The sequence below is a fragment of the Olivibacter jilunii genome (assembly GCF_900607235.1).
Classification (GTDB): domain Bacteria; phylum Bacteroidota; class Bacteroidia; order Sphingobacteriales; family Sphingobacteriaceae; genus Olivibacter; species Olivibacter oleidegradans.
The window spans coordinates 1-16,237 of record NZ_LR027851.1; the positions used below are offsets into that span (position 1 = coordinate 1).

Genomic DNA, 16,237 nt, shown 5'->3' on the forward strand with positions numbered 1-16,237 from the left:
TTCCCTACTCAACCATTGCCGATGCTCTAAGCCATAAGCAGTACGCTTTAAGCCCGCAATAAGCTCATCATCACATTGGCTCATCGGCTCATCAACTACTTAACAATTTCCCTACTCAACCATTGCCGATGCTCTAAGCCATAAGCAGTACGCTTTAAGCCCGCAATAAGCTCATTATCACATTGGCTCATCGGCTCATCAACTACTTAACAATTTCCCTACTCAACCATTGCCCATGCTCTAAGCCATAAGCAGTACGCTTTAAGCCCGCAATAAGCTCATCATCACATTGGCTCATCGGCTAATCAACTACTTAACAATTTCCCTACTAACTATTTCCTAAACTAGTACCTTTACAAGCTAAATTAGAACCACAATATGATGAAGAAAAAAAATCGGAGCATTTGGCTCTTTAGTGTACTAGCAGTCGCACTTTTACCCGCTTGCAATACTTCTGAAAAGCAAACTTCAGTTAAGGACACGTTTAAAGTTTCCGTCGATTCCTTCACAGACCTCGAAATCTTACGTTATCAGGTACCAGGCTGGGAACAACTTACATTAAAACAAAAGACTTTCGCGTATTATCTCTATCAAGCGGCACTTTCGGGTCGTGATATTATCTATGATCAAAGAGGAAAGTATAATTTAACAATTAGGAAGACGTTAGAAGCCATTTGGCATAACCCTAAAACGGAGCAATCCGGAGATGAATGGGAGAAATTTAAGGTTTATTCAGGACAATTTTGGTTCAGTAACGGGAATCATCATCATTATTCAAACGATAAATTTGTGCCTACTTGCACTTTTGACTACTTTGCTAAATTGGTGAAGGCTTGCGACGAAAAGTCGCTCCCGTTAAATGAAGGCGAGACCGTAGAAGCCTTTTTGGCAAAAATGAAAGAGATCATCTTTGATCCGTCGTTTGAGTCTAAAATGGTTAACTTGACAGAGGGTATTGATCACGTCGCGCAGTCGTCTAACAATTTTTATGAAGGTGTTACACAACAGGAAGTCGAAAATTTTTACAATTCATTTCCACATACAGGGCAAGATCCGGAATGGGGCCTGAATAGTAAAGTTACCAAAGAATCGGGCAAGTTGATTGAACGTGTTTGGAAAATGGGCGGCATGTATGATGCAGCCATCAAGCAGATGGTGCATTGGATTGAGAAAGCTATTCCATTAGCGGAAAATGACCAACAGAAAAAATCGCTGTCGTTGCTCGTAGATTATTATAGAACGGGCGACTTAAAAAAATGGGATGAATACAATATTGCATGGGTGCAAGATACCACCGCTACCATTGATTTTGCGAATGGTTTTATCGAAGTTTATAACGATGCCATCGGCATGAAAGGTAGCTATGAAGCCGTTCTTTCCCTAAAGGATTTCGAAAGTACCAAACGAATTAAAGCCATCGCGGATCAGGCGCAATGGTTCGAAGACAATTCACCATTGATAGCAGAGCACAAGAAGAAAAAAGTAAAAGGAATCAGTGCCAAAGCTATCACGGCAATTGTAGAAGCAGGTGATGCCGCTCCTAGTACTCCTATCGGAATTAATTTACCGAACTCTGACTGGTTACGCAAAGAGTATGGCTCAAAGTCAGTGTCTTTGAGCAATATCATACATGCTTATAATGAAAGTAGTGCCAGCAGCGGGTTCTTGGATGAGTTTGTTAATAATCCGAAAAAATTGGAGCGTATGAAACAATTTGGGAACCTGGGAAGCGATTTGCATACCGATATGCATGAATGTATAGGTCACGCTTCGGGCCAGATAAATTCGGGCGTTGGAACTCCGGATAAAACCTTGAAAAGCTATGCTTCGTGCTTAGAAGAAGCTCGCGCTGATCTCGTTGCCTTGTACTATGTGATGGATCCTAAATTAGTTGAAATAGGCGTTATGCCTTCTTTAGAGGTCGGGAAAGCCGAATACGATAACTATATGATGAACGGTTTAATGACGCAGTTGACACGGCTAAAGTTAGGTGATAATATAGAAGAAGCCCACATGCGCAATCGCGCGTTGAATGCTTACTGGGTATATGAGCGCGGGAAGAATGATAAAGTTGTTGAATTCATCAAAGCTAACGGTAAAACCTATGTGCAGATCAATGATTATGAAAAATTGCGTACTTTGTTTGGCGAGCTGCTAAGAGAAATCCAACGCATTAAATCCGAAGGTGATTATGAAGCGGGTAAAAATCTCGTTGAAAACTACGGCGTGAAGGTTGATCAAGCGCTGCATAAAGAAGTGTTGGAGCGGTATGCGAAATTAAATCTCAAGCCGTACAAGGGCTTCATACAGCCAAAATTGATTGCAATAGAAGAAGATGGACGAATAACGGATGTTAAAATCGAATATCCCACTTCTTTTTACGAACAAATGTTGGAATATGGGAAAACGTATGGCTTCTTACCGATAAAGAATTAGAACGGTGCGAGAAGTACGGTATAGGGTGTAAGGTCTAGGGAGTACAGTATGGGGTGTAAGGATTAGGCTTTTCACCTTATACCTTTATCACTATCTTTGCGACATGAATCATCGAGCCGTAATTTTCGATATGGATGGAGTCATTTGTCATACCAACCCATATCATGCAGAAGCGTTTAAGCAATTTTTTGATAAAAGATCAATTCCGTATACCGAACAGGAATTCATAGATCATATATATGGTAAGCATAATAGCTATATCATGAAGTATTTTCTAAAAAAAGAGCTTAGTGATGAGGAGGTGAAAGAACTGGAGGACGAAAAGGAATTGTTATTCAGAACCATTTATGCCAATCATATTGACCCTATACCAGGATTTCTGAGTTTTTTGTCGAGCTTGAAAGATGCAGGATATAAAACCGGGGTGGCTACTTCGGCGCCTTACTTAAATCTCGAGCTTATTTTGGACAAGTTAGCATTCGCGCCTCAAATGGAATCGGTATTAAGCAGCGAGGATGTAGAAAAGCATAAGCCTAATCCCGAAGTATATTTAAAATCGGCGAAAAATTTGCAGGTATTACCAACGGGCTGTGTTGTTTTTGAAGATTCATTTTCGGGCGTGACGGCAGCGGTCAATGCAGGCATGAAGGTTGTTGGAGTTCTTTCTTCTCATACCAAAGAAGAACTACCACCCTGTGACTACTATATCCGCAATTACCACGATATTGACCTGGAGACTCTCGATCGGTTATTTCGCTAGCTTGTTAAATAGTAACAGTGGCAGCAGCACGAGCACGCTCTCTCTTATTGATGTTGCTACAGTTCGTGCCGCTGCTACATTTAACTACACTTCTTCCTCACTGCTGATCCACTTGCCTACAGCGGGAGCTTCATACGAATACATCTGCTCAATCAGCGTATCAATATCCTGATTAACCAATAACATATTACGATTGCTTTCCTTTAAGAGGCCGTTATTGACCATTTGATCGAGCAATAAGACGAGGTGGTCATAAAAGCTATCTGTGTTGAGCAGCCCGATGGGCTTTTTATGTAGGCCAAGTTGGGCCCAGGTAATAATTTCAAACAGCTCTTCCATGGTTCCAAAACCTCCCGGCAACGCTATAAAACCATCAGACAGATCATGCATCTTTGTTTTACGTTGATGCATGGTTTCAACGATATGCAGTTCGGTAATACCTCCATGTGCCAACTCCTTCTTTTTTAGAAAATCAGGTATGATACCGACGACTCTGCCCTTCTTGCTCAACGCGCCATCCGCAACGGCTCCCATTAAGCCTACTTTAGCGCCACCATATACAAGTTGAATACCCTTTTGCGCTAACGTTTCGCCAAGTAAAAAGGCTTGTTCCATGTAACTGCTTTTCAGTCCGTTACTAGATCCGCAAAATACGGTAATACTCTTAATGTTGTTCTTCATATAATTTTTCCAATTCTGCTTTCACAAATTGTATCAGCTCTTTTATGTAAGTTTGGCTGAAATCGAAGGCAATTCCAGCCGTTTGATAAATTTCGGGAATTGTTTTCGTGTACCCCAGTTTAAGGGCATCTATGTATTGCCTTAAACCTAATTCAGGGTTTTCCTTATAATTTTTCCATACAGCAATCGCTCCCAATTGAGCCATACCATATTCAATATAATAGAACGGTACCTCGTAGATATGCAGCTGCTTTTGCCAAAGGAACGATTTTGCCTCCTCTTGGCCGTCCCAGTTCGCGAAATTATGGCCAAAGCGATCAAAAATCTCATTCCATGCGATAGCCCGTTGTTCCTCTGTATGGTCGGGATTAGTATAGAGCCAATGCTGGAATTGATCAACGGTAGCCACCCAAGGTAAGGTTTTCAATACATCTTCTAGTTGTTCTCGTTTGGCGCGTACGAGATCCTCATGGTTTTCGAAGAACGAATCCCAGTAATCCATCGAAATGAGCTCCATGCTCATGGATGCTAGTTCGGCAATCTCACTGGTAAGGTGCTTGAAGTCGTTCAGTTCTAAGTCGGCAGTTAGAAAGGTATGCAAAGCATGCCCCCCCTCATGGACCATAGTTGTTAAATCTCTGAATGTGTTGGCCGAATTCATAAAAATAAACGGAGCACCGCTTTCCGCTAAGGGATAGTTATAGCCACCGGGAGCTTTCCCTTTTCTGCTTTCCACATCAAAAAGTTCACGTGCTTGCATAATTTCGATGTATTTGCCGATAGATGGATCTAATCGGTTGAAACAAGCAGCGGTTTTTTCGATCAGTTCTTGTCCGTTATCAAAAGGTTTAAGCGCTGGTTTTCCCGTAATATCCACTTCCAGATCCCACGGCTTTAGCTCGTTAATCTGAAGCGCATTTCTACGTATTTCTGCTTTTTCTAGCAAAAGCGGAACCACTTCTTTTTCGATTGCTGCATGGAAGGCATAACAGTCTTGAGGAGTATAGTCAAAACGACCTAGGGACTGAAACATATAATCGCGATAATTTTCAAAACCGGCATTCAGCGCTACTTGGTGTCTTAGCTTCAGTAAACGGTTAAAAAGACTATTCAACTGATCTTTATCTTGTAGGCGCCTGTTGTTTATACGCTGCCAAACCTCTACCCGTTTTTGCCGGTTAGTAGCCTTTAAAAATGTGGCCGCTTGGGGAAGCGTATAACTTTTGCCATCAACTTCCACCTCCATATTTCCGGTGATGGATTGATATTTTTGCTGTTCCACCTGCAATTCGGTTAAAAGTGGGATGTTTTCCTCTCTAAATATTTCCAACGCTTTCTTAACCCCCCTCAAATAGATAAAATACTTTTCTTGATCCAATTCCTTTACAAAGGGGGATTCTATAAGTTTTTTATTTAATAAATTGGCAATGGGTGCTATTTTCGGCTCAATCTCGGTAGCGAAATATTGAAAATCTTGAAGTAATTTCTCATCTGTTGTATCGCATGTCATACGGATATAACGCCAAGCGAAATCTTCTTCCAAAACTGCTTCTAATTCACTACGGTCAAGCATCCATTGTTCCAATGCCTCTTTGGAATCAATGGATCGATTTTGTAAGTCTTGAAACAAAGGATTCAGATTTTCCCATAAGATGGGCAAATCTTGTGATACAAATCGACGGTTAATTTTATTTGGTGTCTGCATATATCTTTTTATGAATAACGTTTGAAGTGGAAAGGACATTAATTTCTTTGTCCCTTATTCCCATTTTATAGCGATTGTATTAAGCGGTACGCCCTTATTGGCTAAAGGCTTAGCTTCATGTTGATTAAATGGAGGATAGGAGACAAAAGCTCCGTTTTTAATGTATTCAATGGCTGTAATCGCTGCAGCGACCAACTTTTTATTGTTTGAATAGGAATGGCAGTCTGCATTGCCATAATATCTAAGTTGTGTACAACACATTAACAGTTTATTATCCACTGATCCTAGGTGTACACTTCCCTGTATTTTCGCAAAGTGCGATTGATTTAACGGGATTATGATCTCCTGTGTTTGATGGTGGGTATGAGATGGTTTTTCTAAGTCAATGATTAAAAAAAGAAATCTGATTGAAGCTGCATACATCTTTAAATGGTTCGGAAAAACCTCCGTTGGATTATGCTCATTTACCATGATCTTTATTTCTCCTGTAGGGCTATAAAGGAGTTCTAACGGGTTTTTATATATCAGTGATTCAATAGCTGTGTGCCTGTTTAAGTTCAAACCGAGCAGCATTTTAATATTATAGTCTTCGAATCTTTTAGTTTCTGATGGATGTATCGGCCCCTTTCTGAAAATTTGTTTGCAAACCTCAGTTAATCTATTGTGTATACCATCATATTTATATTCATCTAAAACAGGCTTTAAAGCTATTTTTAACTGCTTCCCTACGGCGCTGCCCAAACCGAAAGTTTCTTGGGCCGCAACACTTCCCGGTGAAAAATTATGGGGCTTAGTGGAGGCCCTTTTTGTAAAGTGCTTGCCGTTACGATGATAATGAACATGATCACCTAATTTTCCGCTAAGGGTAATATCACTTGTTTGTTTTGCCATAGTATTACCAATTAGCCGGCATTTTACAATATTTTTCGTAAATTTGCAAAGTATTCCTACCAACACGTAAAAGCTTCCTGATTTCAATTATTACATCAGATTTTTTCAATGTTTGAATCCACGTCAAGTCCACGTGAAATCCACCTTTAGTCCACGTCATATCCACCTATCATTCGGTATACCTCCGCTATCCATCCGTATTTCATTGCTTTTCTATAGAACGTATATAGTACGGATGTTACAGGAATATCATAGGAATGGAAGACGGATGAAAAAGGGATCTCCCAGGACATCTATTTAAGCAGGGCTTTTATTTGCTTTTGACTGGAAAAGCATCGAGTAGTGCAAACACTTACTCTTTTTCCATTGTGTCTACTGTCATATTAATAATAGCACCTTTTTAGTAAAGGCTTAACCAAAGAAATAAATATCCAATAAAAAGAACATAGCAAAAATAACGGAGGCAATCCCATTGGTGGTCATAAACGCCCGATTAACTCGTCGTAAGTCGGTAGGACTTACGATAAGATGTTGATAGACGAGTAGTGAACAATAAAAAAGAACACCTATAATATAGAACCAACTTAAATGTAGATAAAACATAGGGATGATTACGCAACAAGCCGATAGTATATGTAAAACTTCGGATATACGTAATGCACCCTTCTTGCCAAAGTAAGCCGGTATCGAGTTTAAATGATGGCTTCGATCAAATTCTTCATCCTGTAAAGCGTAGATAATGTCAAAACCACTTACCCAGAAGAGTACAGAGAACGCATATAACACCGGTACGATATTGAAGCTGCCCGTTACAACCAAATAAGCACCGAGAGGAGCTAAACCTAGACCTAATCCCAATACCAAATGGCACAGAGGCGTTATACGTTTGGTATAGCTATAAAACAATACAACAAATAGTGCTACAGGCGAGAGGTAAAAGCAAACAGGATTAATAAAATAGGTGGCTATTACAAAAATAATGCAGTTTATGGTGGTGAAAATTAGTGCGCTCTTTGCACTTATACGGCCTGCTGGAATATCACGCATAGCTGTGCGGGGATTAAGCGCATCAATATCCCTGTCTAGATAACGATTAAAGGCCATAGCGGCATTACGCGCTGAAACCATACAGATCAACATCAGTAACAGTAACAACCAATTGAACGTATAATTGGTTGTGTGAATGGCTAAAAAGAAACCAATAAAAGCAAAGGGCATCGCAAAAATGCTATGTGCAAAAAGAACAAGCGATAGATATTTTTTCATTTGTGTAATTGTAACGGCGTGCTACGCACCGGCTGATGTCAGCTTATGTTTATATCGATGATATTAAACGGTGAATCTCTGATTAACTTCGTCAATTAAACCAAGTACTTCGTCGCACCCATTTCGGGTTTCGGACGAGGTGAGTATATGTGGTGGAACTTCTTCAAACCAAGTTAAAAGAGCCTTACGAAACAGTTCTATATTATGTTCCGATTTTATTTTAGACTGTTTATCAGCCTTGGTAAAAATAAGAATAAAAGGAATGCCTTTTTCTCCCAACAAACAGCAAAAATCCAAATCATTTTTTTGTGGTGTTAATCTGCTGTCTATCAGTACGAACACACATTGTAGATTCTCCCGGTTAAATAGGTATTTTTTTATAAATTTTTCCCATTCGCTGCGATTTGTTTTAGAGGTTTTTGCATAACCGTACCCCGGTAAATCTACCAAAAACCACTCCTTGTTAACTAAAAAATGGTTTATTAACTGCGTTTTTCCGGGTGTTTGCGAAGTTTTTGCTAAACCTTTATGCTGAGTTAACGCATTGATCAATGAAGATTTTCCCACATTTGAACGTCCTATAAAGGCGTATTCAGGAATCGTAGGAGGAGGAAGCTTATCTATCCTTGTGTTGCTACAAACAAATTCAGCACTTTTTATGATCATAATAGGCAAAGATAGCATTTTAGTTGTACGTTTTAAGCCGTAAATAGTTGAGTAGGGAAATGGTTGATAAAAGACAAGGGATAGGATACTCGGCATAAGACATGACAAATTATGTCTGCAACGCTAGTCGACCACTCACAACGATTATTACATAGAGACCCTTGGCGAAGAACGCAATTTTGTATAAGTTTGCGTACGCATGGATTCAAACACAATTACCCCATATAAAGATGACAAGGTAGGCAAGAAACAACAGGTCGCTACCATGTTCAATAATATATCGAAGACCTACGATTTCCTCAATCACTTTTTATCTTTTGGTATTGATATCATATGGCGAAAAAAGGCGATTAGGTCGCTCCGCCAATTGCAACCTAAAAAAATATTGGATGTAGCTACCGGGACGGGTGATTTTGCCTTTGAGGCTATTAATATACTGAAGCCTGATAAAATAGTCGGAGTTGATATTTCTGAAGGGATGTTAGCGGTTGCCAAGGAGAAAATCGCAAAGCGAGGTGTGGGCAATAAATTTGAAGTAGTGTTGGGAGATTCGGAGGGTTTACCTTTTGATGATGGATCATTCGATGCCGTTACGGTCGCTTTTGGCGTTCGCAATTTTGAAAACCTGGAAAAAGGTCTTGCTGATATTTGTCGCGTGTTAAGGCCGGGAGGGAAAGCGGTTATATTGGAATTTTCAAATCCAAAAACTTTTCCCATGAAGCAACTTTACAGTGTTTATTCCAGGACACTCATGCCTTTCTTCGGAAGATTGTTCTCCAAAGATCGGGAAGCTTATAGCTATTTGCCGGAGTCAGTTGTACAATTTCCGGATGGAGAGCGGTTTACAACAATTCTTGATCGAGTAGGTTTTTCAAAAACAGTATGTAGACCGCAAACTTTCGGTATTTGTAGCATTTATATAGGCACAAAATGATGATAAAAAAAGGTATTGCATTGGGCGTTATGCTCGTTTTTTCTTTTGTTGCGAGTGCGCAAAAAAGAATGACTTTACCTTTTAGCGGCGAGTACGATGAAGATCAGATACTTCATCTCGGCTTTTTCTTTACCTATCAGACTTCTTATTATAAGGCCACAAAAAATGCCCATTGGCAATCATCCAATGGTGGTGTTCCGGGAAGAAGGTTGGTAGGGTTAAAAACGCCTGCCGCCATGGGCGGAGTAGGCTTCGGCATCCCAATTGATGTACGGATTGGTGGGAATGCAAATTTTATTGTCAGGCCCACATATTTGATATTCGCTAACCAGTCGTTGGACTATACGTTTTTGGACGAAGCCACAGGCGAACGGGTTACGATATCTAAATATCATAAAGAGGAACCCAACCCTAATGCAAGCGGCAACAGCTTAGATAAGAACTTTTTTGCATTTGAAATGCCTGTTCTATTTAAGTTTAAATCGGATATGAAAAAGATCTACGGCGAAGATAAATATCGGGGCTACCTTGTTGGAGGTGCAAAATTCAGTAGAAATATAGGACGGAACAAATACTATAACGAGCTTACAGAAAATCGTCCGGAATTCATGCCCCTTATTGTAAAACCTTATTATTTTTCATATGAAGCGGGGGTAGGTGTCGATTTGTTTTTTGAGTACTTCAAGATGTCGGCAGAGTTAAAATGGTCGCAAACCATGAATAGCATTCTCGATAAAAAATGGAAGAACTTACCCAATCCTTTTATGGAACCACTTGATAAACTATCGCTAAGAAGTATCCAATTCAGTTTGATATTTGAGTAGTTAGCTGAACGAGTCTTTTATGAGGGAGTGATTTCAGAAAGCATAAAAGGAGATGGGCTTACATAGATAAAAGAACAAAACAGAAGGAATTCATTTAAAAATATCGTGTTTACCTTGAGCAGTATAACACGATAAAAATAACATGTTAGGAATGAAGACGGTCTTTATAACAGGTGCAAGCTCGGGAATTGGTTTTGCCTGCGCGGAAATATTTGCAAGGGAAAAGTACAACCTTTTATTGGCATCCCGCCGGGTAGACCGGTTGCATGCCATGGCTACTGATCTACAAAATAAATATGGCGTTCAGATTCATGCAATAGGTTTAGATGTACGGGATAAGAACCTAGTACAAAAGGTATGGGATGAATTGCCTGAAAATTGGAAGGTTATTGATGTTTTAATCAACAATGCAGGTTTGAGTCAGGGATTGGAACCCATACAAGAAGGCAACACTGACGATTGGGATCGCATGATTGATACTAATTTGAAGGGCTTACTTTATGTTACGAGAGCCGTAGCTCCTGCTATGCAAGAGAGAAAGACAGGACATATCATCAATATCGGTTCGATTGCCGGGAAGGAAGTTTATCCAAATGGAAACGTGTACTGTTCAACAAAGCATGCAGTAGATGCCTTGACGAAAGCGATGCGAATCGATTTGTTGCCGTATAATATAAAGGTCACAAGTGTTGATCCGGGAGCAGTCGAAACTGAGTTTTCCGTTGTTCGGTTTAAAGGTGATAGAGAGAGAGCTAAAAAAGTATATGAAGGTTTTACTCCCTTGTCTGCCGAGGACGTTGCAGAAGCTATTTGGTTCGCAGCTTCCCGTCCACCCCATGTAAATGTAAATGATTTATTGCTAATGCCAACGGCTCAGGCAACCGGCACTCTTTTCCATAAGGAGCCATAAAATATTTTTATCGAAACTTGGATTGTATGCTATTTTGTGGTTATTTTGAGACTGATCGATTAGCAGGAAAGGTAAATCTTAAGTAAATACTTGTTCCTGTTTACCTGTTTTATGTGTAAAATAATTAGTTTTGCCCAAAAAGTAATGTCGCGGTAGCTTATAATATAGGGAACAATCCCAAACGTTAAATAATTCGCATCATAAAGGTGCATAATATAAAATGAATATGGCTCTTGAGAACACGATAAATCAGGATATTAAAGCGGCTATGTTAGCCAAAGACGAGGCTCGGTTGAGAGGATTGAGAGCAATTAAATCTGCTCTTTTACTAGCGAAGACAGAAAAAGGAGCAACCGAAACGTTAACAGAGGAAACAGAGGTAAAAGTCCTACAAAAACTCGTTAAGCAGCGCAAAGAATCTGCTGAGATTTATTTGCAACAAAACAGACAGGATCTTTATCAAATAGAAAAAGAAGAACAGGACGTTATAGAAGAATACTTACCCAAACAGCTCAGTAGGGAAGAGATCGTTGCAGAGGTACAACGTGTAATACAAGAGGTGGGTGCAACAAGCGTCAAAGATATGGGTAAAGTAATGGGCCTTATTAATCAGCGTTTAGCAGGCAAAGCTGATGGAAAGACGATAGCAGAAGTAGTTAAGGAGCAGTTAAGTGCCTTATAGGAGGTGCTAAATATGATTGCATTTCATCAAAAGTTATATAGATACTAGGAATTATTATATGGAGTTGACCATTAAGGAAGATAAGGGTTTTAAATATATAGATGAAGGTACAGGAGAAGTGGTGCTTATGCTCCATGGTTTAATGGGAGCCTTAAGTAACTGGGAAGATACAGTTAGCGAATTGAAAGAGACCCATAGAGTGATCATCCCCATGTTGCCGATATACGATATGCCGATAATCTCAACGGGTGTTAAAAGTTTAACAAAATGGTTTGAAAAATTTGTTAACCACCTCAAGTTAAACAATTTTGTACTAATCGGTAATTCTTTAGGAGGCCATGTGGCTCTCATGTATGTCGCGGAGCACCAAAATAAAGTGAAAGCGCTGGTATTGACGGGAAGCTCAGGATTATATGAAAATTCATTTGGCGGCTCATTTCCCAGAAGGGAAAGCTACGATTATATAAAGGAAAAGGTAGAGTTTACCTTTTACGATCCAAAAATAGCTACTAAGGAACTAGTAGATGAAGTTTTCGAAACCGTAAATAATAAAGAGCGAGTCATTAAAACAATCGCTATGGCTAAATCGGCAATTCGGCATAATATGGCCAAGGAATTGCCAAATATTAAAATCCGAGTAGGCTTAATTTGGGGGAAAAATGATAAAATTACGCCGCCGGAAGTAGCTGAGGAATTTTTAGAAAAACTGCCCAATGCTGAATTGACCTGGATCGATCAGTGTGGCCATGCTCCAATGATGGAACAACCTTTGCAGTTTAATCAACACTTAAAAGCATTTTTGAATAAACTGGATGCATAGGTATTATCAAAAAAGACCTCTTTTTTGATAAGGGATTAAACCAAACGTTGTTTTTATCGTATATATAAATAGTTATTGATGACTCGCGCGATGAGAAATTGCAGCACTCATTACCCGATTAACTAAAAAAGTAAAAGCAACGATGACTACAGGTGAAATCATAAAAAACGACATATTTCCAGTCCGCCCGGAAGATACCTTACAATTTCTTTTGGATAGAATGACTGAATATAAAGTGTCGCAACTTCCTGTAGTGCAGAATAACGCTTACTTGGGTTTGGTTATTGAAGATGATCTTTTGGAGCATGTGGGAGAGATGCGCTTGGAAGCGGTTGCATCCAAGCATGCCTTAAAACTGATTTTTGCCTTCGAAAATCAACACGTTTATGACGCGCTACGTCTTTTTCATGCACATAGCTTAGATATATTGCCGATTGTGGATGAACAACAGCAGTACAAAGGTGTGATTACGTTGAAAAATCTAACAGATTTCCTGGCAGAAAACATGGCGTCCGATGCAGAAGGCGGAATCATTGTGTTGGAAATAGGAAATAGAGATAACTCATTGTCCCATATATCACAAATTATCGAATCAGATAATACCCAGATTCTCAGTTCAAGTGTCAGAAGCTTTCCTGACTCAACGCGGCTTGAAATCACATTGAAATTAAATAGAACGGATATATCTTCTATTGTGGCAGCGTTTTTAAGGCACGATTATATCGTCAAGGGAATTTATAATGATAAGAGAGGCTACGACTCTACCCGGGATCGGTATGATCAGTTAATGAGGTACCTGGATTTATGATTTTACGGATGAAACAGACAGACGATATGACACAGCCGACCGCCTCATGCGATCAAAGCTTCATCTCCGTTAAGAATAAATTATTTTAATGAAAATAGCTATATACGGAAGAGAGTTTCAGAATGCTGTCATTCAATATGTACAAGCGTTGTTCGATCTTTTAGCAGCAGAAGATATCGAAATATGGGTATATCAACCTTTCAATGAATTTTTAGCCGATAAAATAGCTTGGAGGAAGGAAACCCACTCCTTTTATTCTTATACAGACCTTCCCGGTGATACCCGGTTTATGTTGAGCCTTGGCGGTGACGGAACCATGTTGGCAGCCGTTTCCATTATCGGTGATAGCGGTATTCCGGTGACCGGTATAAATTTTGGGCGACTTGGTTTTTTGGCAAGTATCAATAAAGACAAAATTGAACATGCGCTTGCCCAACTGCTTAGCGGGAATTATGATATCGAAAAGAGGGTCTTGCTCGCTACCTATAAAGGTAATGGGCCGGAACCGGATGCGAGGCAATTAGCTTTTGCTTTAAATGATATTACAATCATTAAAAAAGATAGCTCTGCTATGATAACGGTTCATGCTTATGTAAATAACGAACTGTTAAATGCTTATTGGGCGGATGGACTTATCATCGCGACCCCGACGGGTTCTACTGCATATTCATTGAGCTGCGGTGGGCCAATTGTAATGCCCGGCTCGGGAAACTTTATCATTACACCTATTTCACCTCATAACCTAAATGTCAGACCTATCGTGGTATCAGACAGTAGCACGATCCGTATCGAAGTCGAAAGCAGAAGCGACTCTTTTTTGTTTTCTTATGATTCAACAACTGAAACGGTCAATACCGGGACAGCGATCCATATACGGAAGGCCGATTATGCTGTTAATCTGATTCGGCTAAAGCAAGAAAGTTTTTTTAGTACCATACGCCATAAACTTTTGTGGGGGCTGGACACGAGGAACTATTAGTGAAAATAGTAACGTAGTTGAGTAAGAAACTTATTAATTAGTCAATATGATAATTACTAATGTGATAATGAGGGTCCAATGCGAACGAAAGCTGACAGCCGGTTAATGAGCCAATGGGGAATAAGTACCATGGGTAACTAAAACAGGCAGTGCCGATTGCCGAAGACTGAAGATGTCATGGACCACTCAATAACTAATAACCACTCAATAACTAATAGCTAAAACCTAACCGCTTATATAAAATTTCTCTTATCTTTACCACCTTTATTGGAGATGCATGCACGTTATGCTAAAAAATACATCGCTGCTAGTTGCGGTTATGCTTCTTGTGACAAATGTAGGAAGATCTCAGGACTGGGAGTTTGGGCTTAGTGGGGGCATGTCAGGTTATATGGGAGAATTGAATCCTACTAATCCGCTTAAGTTAAATGACTGGACGCTTGGTTTACTCGTGAGAAAAAACCTAAGCAGAAATTGGGCAGTGCGGTTTAATTTTCTTCGCGCCAATACACAGGGTGATGGAGCTTCCAATTCCAACGAATTTGTAAGACAGCAGCAACTGTATTTTAAATCACCAATATATGAGGCATCGCTAGTAGGTGAGTTTAATTTTTTTAAATTTGAACCGTCATATGGTCGGGTTTCTTATACTCCTTATCTGTTTGCGGGTATTGGAGGTTTTCATTTTCAGCCAAAGAACTATAATTTTGACGGAGAATTAGTAAATCTACACGATTATCAAACGGAAGGTGTTGATTACAAAAGGTATGCGCTTAGTATTCCCTTTGGCGTAGGGTTTCGTTATAATCTGCGCGGGCCCTGGACAATTGGAGTGGAGTTGGGATATCGCATAGCATTTACCGATTACATAGATGATATAAGTGGAGATTACATAAATGGATTTGATTGGGTGCCGGGAAGAAACAGGTTGGGGGATGAAGAGCTCAATCAACGGCTGTATTTTATTGATCCATCGCAGCAAATGCTCGTGGGAACGCAGCGAGGTGATGGCCGACAAAAAGACACGTATATGTTAGCCACCTTTACGGTAACATATGCGATATTTAGGGCAGGATGTCCTGTTTATATAAAGAAGAATTAGCTTACGATGACTAATGTTGAACTGATAGATCGCAGTAAGTTGCCGCGACATATAGCCATCATTATGGATGGAAATGGACGCTGGGCAAAAGAACGCGGTAAGTTGAGAGTGTTTGGCCATAAACGTGGTGTGGACTCGGTGCGAGATGTTTTAGAAGGTGCTGTGGAAATCGGTGTGCCTTATTTAACCCTATATACATTTTCTGCTGAAAACTGGAACCGCCCGAAATTGGAGGTGGCCGCCCTTATGGAGTTGTTAGTGTCTTCAATTGGTAAAGAAACAAAACGATTGATGGCAAATGGCGTGAAGCTAAACGCGATCGGAAATCTCGATCTGTTGCCTGCTAAAGCGTTAGCGCACTTGAAACAGTGTATGGAAGAAACGGCGTCCAATACCAAATGTACGTTGACGCTGGCCTTGAGCTACAGTTCCCGCTGGGAGATTGCAGACGCAGCAAAAAAAATAGCACAGTCTGTTCAACAGGGTTTATTGAAAGCTGACGATATCGACGAAGCCCTGTTTGCTCAGCATCTTAATTCTTATCCTCTACCTGATCCCGAACTTATGATCCGCACAAGCGGAGAACAGCGCATCAGTAATTACTTACTATGGCAATTAGCTTACGCTGAATTGTATTTTACCAGTAAATTATGGCCGGATTTTAGAAGGGATGACCTGTATGCCGCTATTGTTGAGTTTCAAAATCGAGAGCGCAGATTCGGCTTAACCAGCGAACAATTAAAATAAGTATTTTAACTTTATATATATCAAAA

17 protein-coding genes are annotated in these 16,237 nt (G+C 40.0%); 11 read left to right on the forward strand and 6 right to left on the reverse strand.

The window, feature by feature from the left end; translation table 11 throughout:
* The first annotated feature begins 378 nt into the window (after positions 1-378).
* Positions 379-2,436, forward strand: coding sequence for a dipeptidyl-peptidase 3 family protein (locus E0E36_RS13855; protein WP_130856462.1), 2,058 nt, complete (start codon positions 379-381; stop codon positions 2,434-2,436).
* A gap of 103 nt (positions 2,437-2,539) precedes the next feature.
* On the forward strand, positions 2,540-3,196 hold the full coding sequence (locus E0E36_RS13860; protein WP_130856463.1) for an HAD family hydrolase: 657 nt from the start codon (positions 2,540-2,542) through the stop codon (positions 3,194-3,196).
* Between the two features lie 84 nt (positions 3,197-3,280).
* Here E0E36_RS13860 and E0E36_RS13865 read toward each other — a convergent pair whose 3' ends face one another.
* From E0E36_RS13865 to yihA, 6 genes are all read right to left on the reverse strand, one after another.
* Positions 3,281-3,877, reverse strand: a complete 597-nt coding sequence (locus E0E36_RS13865; protein WP_013668402.1) for an LOG family protein — start codon at positions 3,875-3,877, stop codon at positions 3,281-3,283.
* Positions 3,861-5,582, reverse strand: a complete 1,722-nt coding sequence (locus E0E36_RS13870) for a M3 family oligoendopeptidase (protein WP_130856464.1) — start codon at positions 5,580-5,582, stop codon at positions 3,861-3,863. Before E0E36_RS13870 ends, E0E36_RS13865 begins: the two co-directional genes overlap by 17 nt.
* A 54-nt stretch (positions 5,583-5,636) precedes the next feature.
* Entirely contained in the window at positions 5,637-6,473 is an 837-nt protein-coding gene (locus E0E36_RS13875) for a hypothetical protein (RefSeq protein WP_130856465.1), read from the reverse strand.
* 146 nt (positions 6,474-6,619) lie between these two features.
* Positions 6,620-6,766, reverse strand: a complete 147-nt coding sequence (locus E0E36_RS27930; RefSeq protein ID WP_013668399.1) for a hypothetical protein — start codon at positions 6,764-6,766, stop codon at positions 6,620-6,622.
* Between the two features lie 118 nt (positions 6,767-6,884).
* Complete coding sequence (locus E0E36_RS13880; protein ID WP_013668398.1) at positions 6,885-7,739, reverse strand: UbiA-like polyprenyltransferase; 855 nt, start codon at positions 7,737-7,739, stop codon at positions 6,885-6,887.
* A gap of 63 nt (positions 7,740-7,802) precedes the next feature.
* Positions 7,803-8,405 (reverse strand): ribosome biogenesis GTP-binding protein YihA/YsxC, encoded by a 603-nt coding sequence (gene yihA / locus E0E36_RS13885; protein ID WP_041387796.1) that lies wholly within the window; start codon positions 8,403-8,405, stop codon positions 7,803-7,805.
* 199 nt (positions 8,406-8,604) lie between these two features.
* Between yihA and ubiE the strand changes: the two genes are divergently transcribed.
* From ubiE to E0E36_RS13930, 9 genes are all read left to right on the forward strand, one after another.
* Complete coding sequence (ubiE, locus tag E0E36_RS13890; protein WP_013668396.1) at positions 8,605-9,339, forward strand: bifunctional demethylmenaquinone methyltransferase/2-methoxy-6-polyprenyl-1,4-benzoquinol methylase UbiE; 735 nt, start codon at positions 8,605-8,607, stop codon at positions 9,337-9,339.
* Positions 9,336-10,163: a hypothetical protein gene (locus E0E36_RS13895; protein ID WP_013668395.1), complete on the forward strand. Its 828-nt coding sequence runs from the start codon at positions 9,336-9,338 to the stop codon at positions 10,161-10,163. Before ubiE ends, E0E36_RS13895 begins: the two co-directional genes overlap by 4 nt.
* 142 nt (positions 10,164-10,305) lie before the next feature.
* Positions 10,306-11,073 (forward strand): SDR family oxidoreductase, encoded by a 768-nt coding sequence (locus tag E0E36_RS13900; protein ID WP_013668394.1) that lies wholly within the window; start codon positions 10,306-10,308, stop codon positions 11,071-11,073.
* A gap of 226 nt (positions 11,074-11,299) precedes the next feature.
* Positions 11,300-11,755: a GatB/YqeY domain-containing protein gene (locus tag E0E36_RS13905; RefSeq protein ID WP_130856466.1), complete on the forward strand. Its 456-nt coding sequence runs from the start codon at positions 11,300-11,302 to the stop codon at positions 11,753-11,755.
* Between the two features lie 58 nt (positions 11,756-11,813).
* Entirely contained in the window at positions 11,814-12,575 is a 762-nt protein-coding gene (locus E0E36_RS13910) for an alpha/beta fold hydrolase (RefSeq protein WP_013668392.1), read from the forward strand.
* 142 nt (positions 12,576-12,717) lie between these two features.
* Complete coding sequence (locus E0E36_RS13915; protein WP_013668391.1) at positions 12,718-13,383, forward strand: CBS domain-containing protein; 666 nt, start codon at positions 12,718-12,720, stop codon at positions 13,381-13,383.
* A gap of 88 nt (positions 13,384-13,471) precedes the next feature.
* Positions 13,472-14,362 carry an NAD kinase gene (locus E0E36_RS13920; RefSeq protein WP_130856467.1) on the forward strand — a complete coding sequence of 297 codons (891 nt, stop codon included), beginning with the start codon at positions 13,472-13,474 and terminating at the stop codon, positions 14,360-14,362.
* 286 nt (positions 14,363-14,648) lie between these two features.
* Entirely contained in the window at positions 14,649-15,464 is an 816-nt protein-coding gene (gene porG, locus E0E36_RS13925) for a type IX secretion system protein PorG (protein ID WP_165446991.1), read from the forward strand.
* Between the two features lie 6 nt (positions 15,465-15,470).
* A complete protein-coding gene (locus E0E36_RS13930) occupies positions 15,471-16,211 on the forward strand; it encodes an isoprenyl transferase (protein ID WP_013668388.1) in 741 nt (246 codons plus the stop codon).
* The last annotated feature ends 26 nt before the right edge of the window (positions 16,212-16,237 follow it).

Bases quoted from the DNA above. Each gene is read 5' to 3' on its own strand.
- E0E36_RS13920 (WP_130856467.1), top strand. From the start codon at position 13,472: ATGAAAATAGCTATATACGGAAGAGAGTTTCAGAATGCTGTCATTCAA.
- E0E36_RS13865 (WP_013668402.1), bottom strand. From the start codon at position 3,877: ATGAAGAACAACATTAAGAGTATTACCGTATTTTGCGGATCTAGTAAC.
- E0E36_RS13870 (WP_130856464.1), bottom strand. From the start codon at position 5,582: ATGCAGACACCAAATAAAATTAACCGTCGATTTGTATCACAAGATTTG.
- porG (WP_165446991.1), top strand. From the start codon at position 14,649: ATGCTAAAAAATACATCGCTGCTAGTTGCGGTTATGCTTCTTGTGACA.
- E0E36_RS13900 (WP_013668394.1), top strand. From the start codon at position 10,306: ATGTTAGGAATGAAGACGGTCTTTATAACAGGTGCAAGCTCGGGAATT.
- yihA (WP_041387796.1), bottom strand. From the start codon at position 8,405: ATGATCATAAAAAGTGCTGAATTTGTTTGTAGCAACACAAGGATAGAT.
- E0E36_RS13905 (WP_130856466.1), top strand. From the start codon at position 11,300: ATGGCTCTTGAGAACACGATAAATCAGGATATTAAAGCGGCTATGTTA.
- E0E36_RS27930 (WP_013668399.1), bottom strand. From the start codon at position 6,766: ATGTCCTGGGAGATCCCTTTTTCATCCGTCTTCCATTCCTATGATATT.
- E0E36_RS13860 (WP_130856463.1), top strand. From the start codon at position 2,540: ATGAATCATCGAGCCGTAATTTTCGATATGGATGGAGTCATTTGTCAT.
- E0E36_RS13875 (WP_130856465.1), bottom strand. From the start codon at position 6,473: ATGGCAAAACAAACAAGTGATATTACCCTTAGCGGAAAATTAGGTGAT.
- E0E36_RS13910 (WP_013668392.1), top strand. From the start codon at position 11,814: ATGGAGTTGACCATTAAGGAAGATAAGGGTTTTAAATATATAGATGAA.
- E0E36_RS13855 (WP_130856462.1), top strand. From the start codon at position 379: ATGATGAAGAAAAAAAATCGGAGCATTTGGCTCTTTAGTGTACTAGCA.
- E0E36_RS13895 (WP_013668395.1), top strand. From the start codon at position 9,336: ATGATGATAAAAAAAGGTATTGCATTGGGCGTTATGCTCGTTTTTTCT.
- E0E36_RS13915 (WP_013668391.1), top strand. From the start codon at position 12,718: ATGACTACAGGTGAAATCATAAAAAACGACATATTTCCAGTCCGCCCG.
- E0E36_RS13880 (WP_013668398.1), bottom strand. From the start codon at position 7,739: ATGAAAAAATATCTATCGCTTGTTCTTTTTGCACATAGCATTTTTGCG.
- ubiE (WP_013668396.1), top strand. From the start codon at position 8,605: ATGGATTCAAACACAATTACCCCATATAAAGATGACAAGGTAGGCAAG.
- E0E36_RS13930 (WP_013668388.1), top strand. From the start codon at position 15,471: ATGACTAATGTTGAACTGATAGATCGCAGTAAGTTGCCGCGACATATA.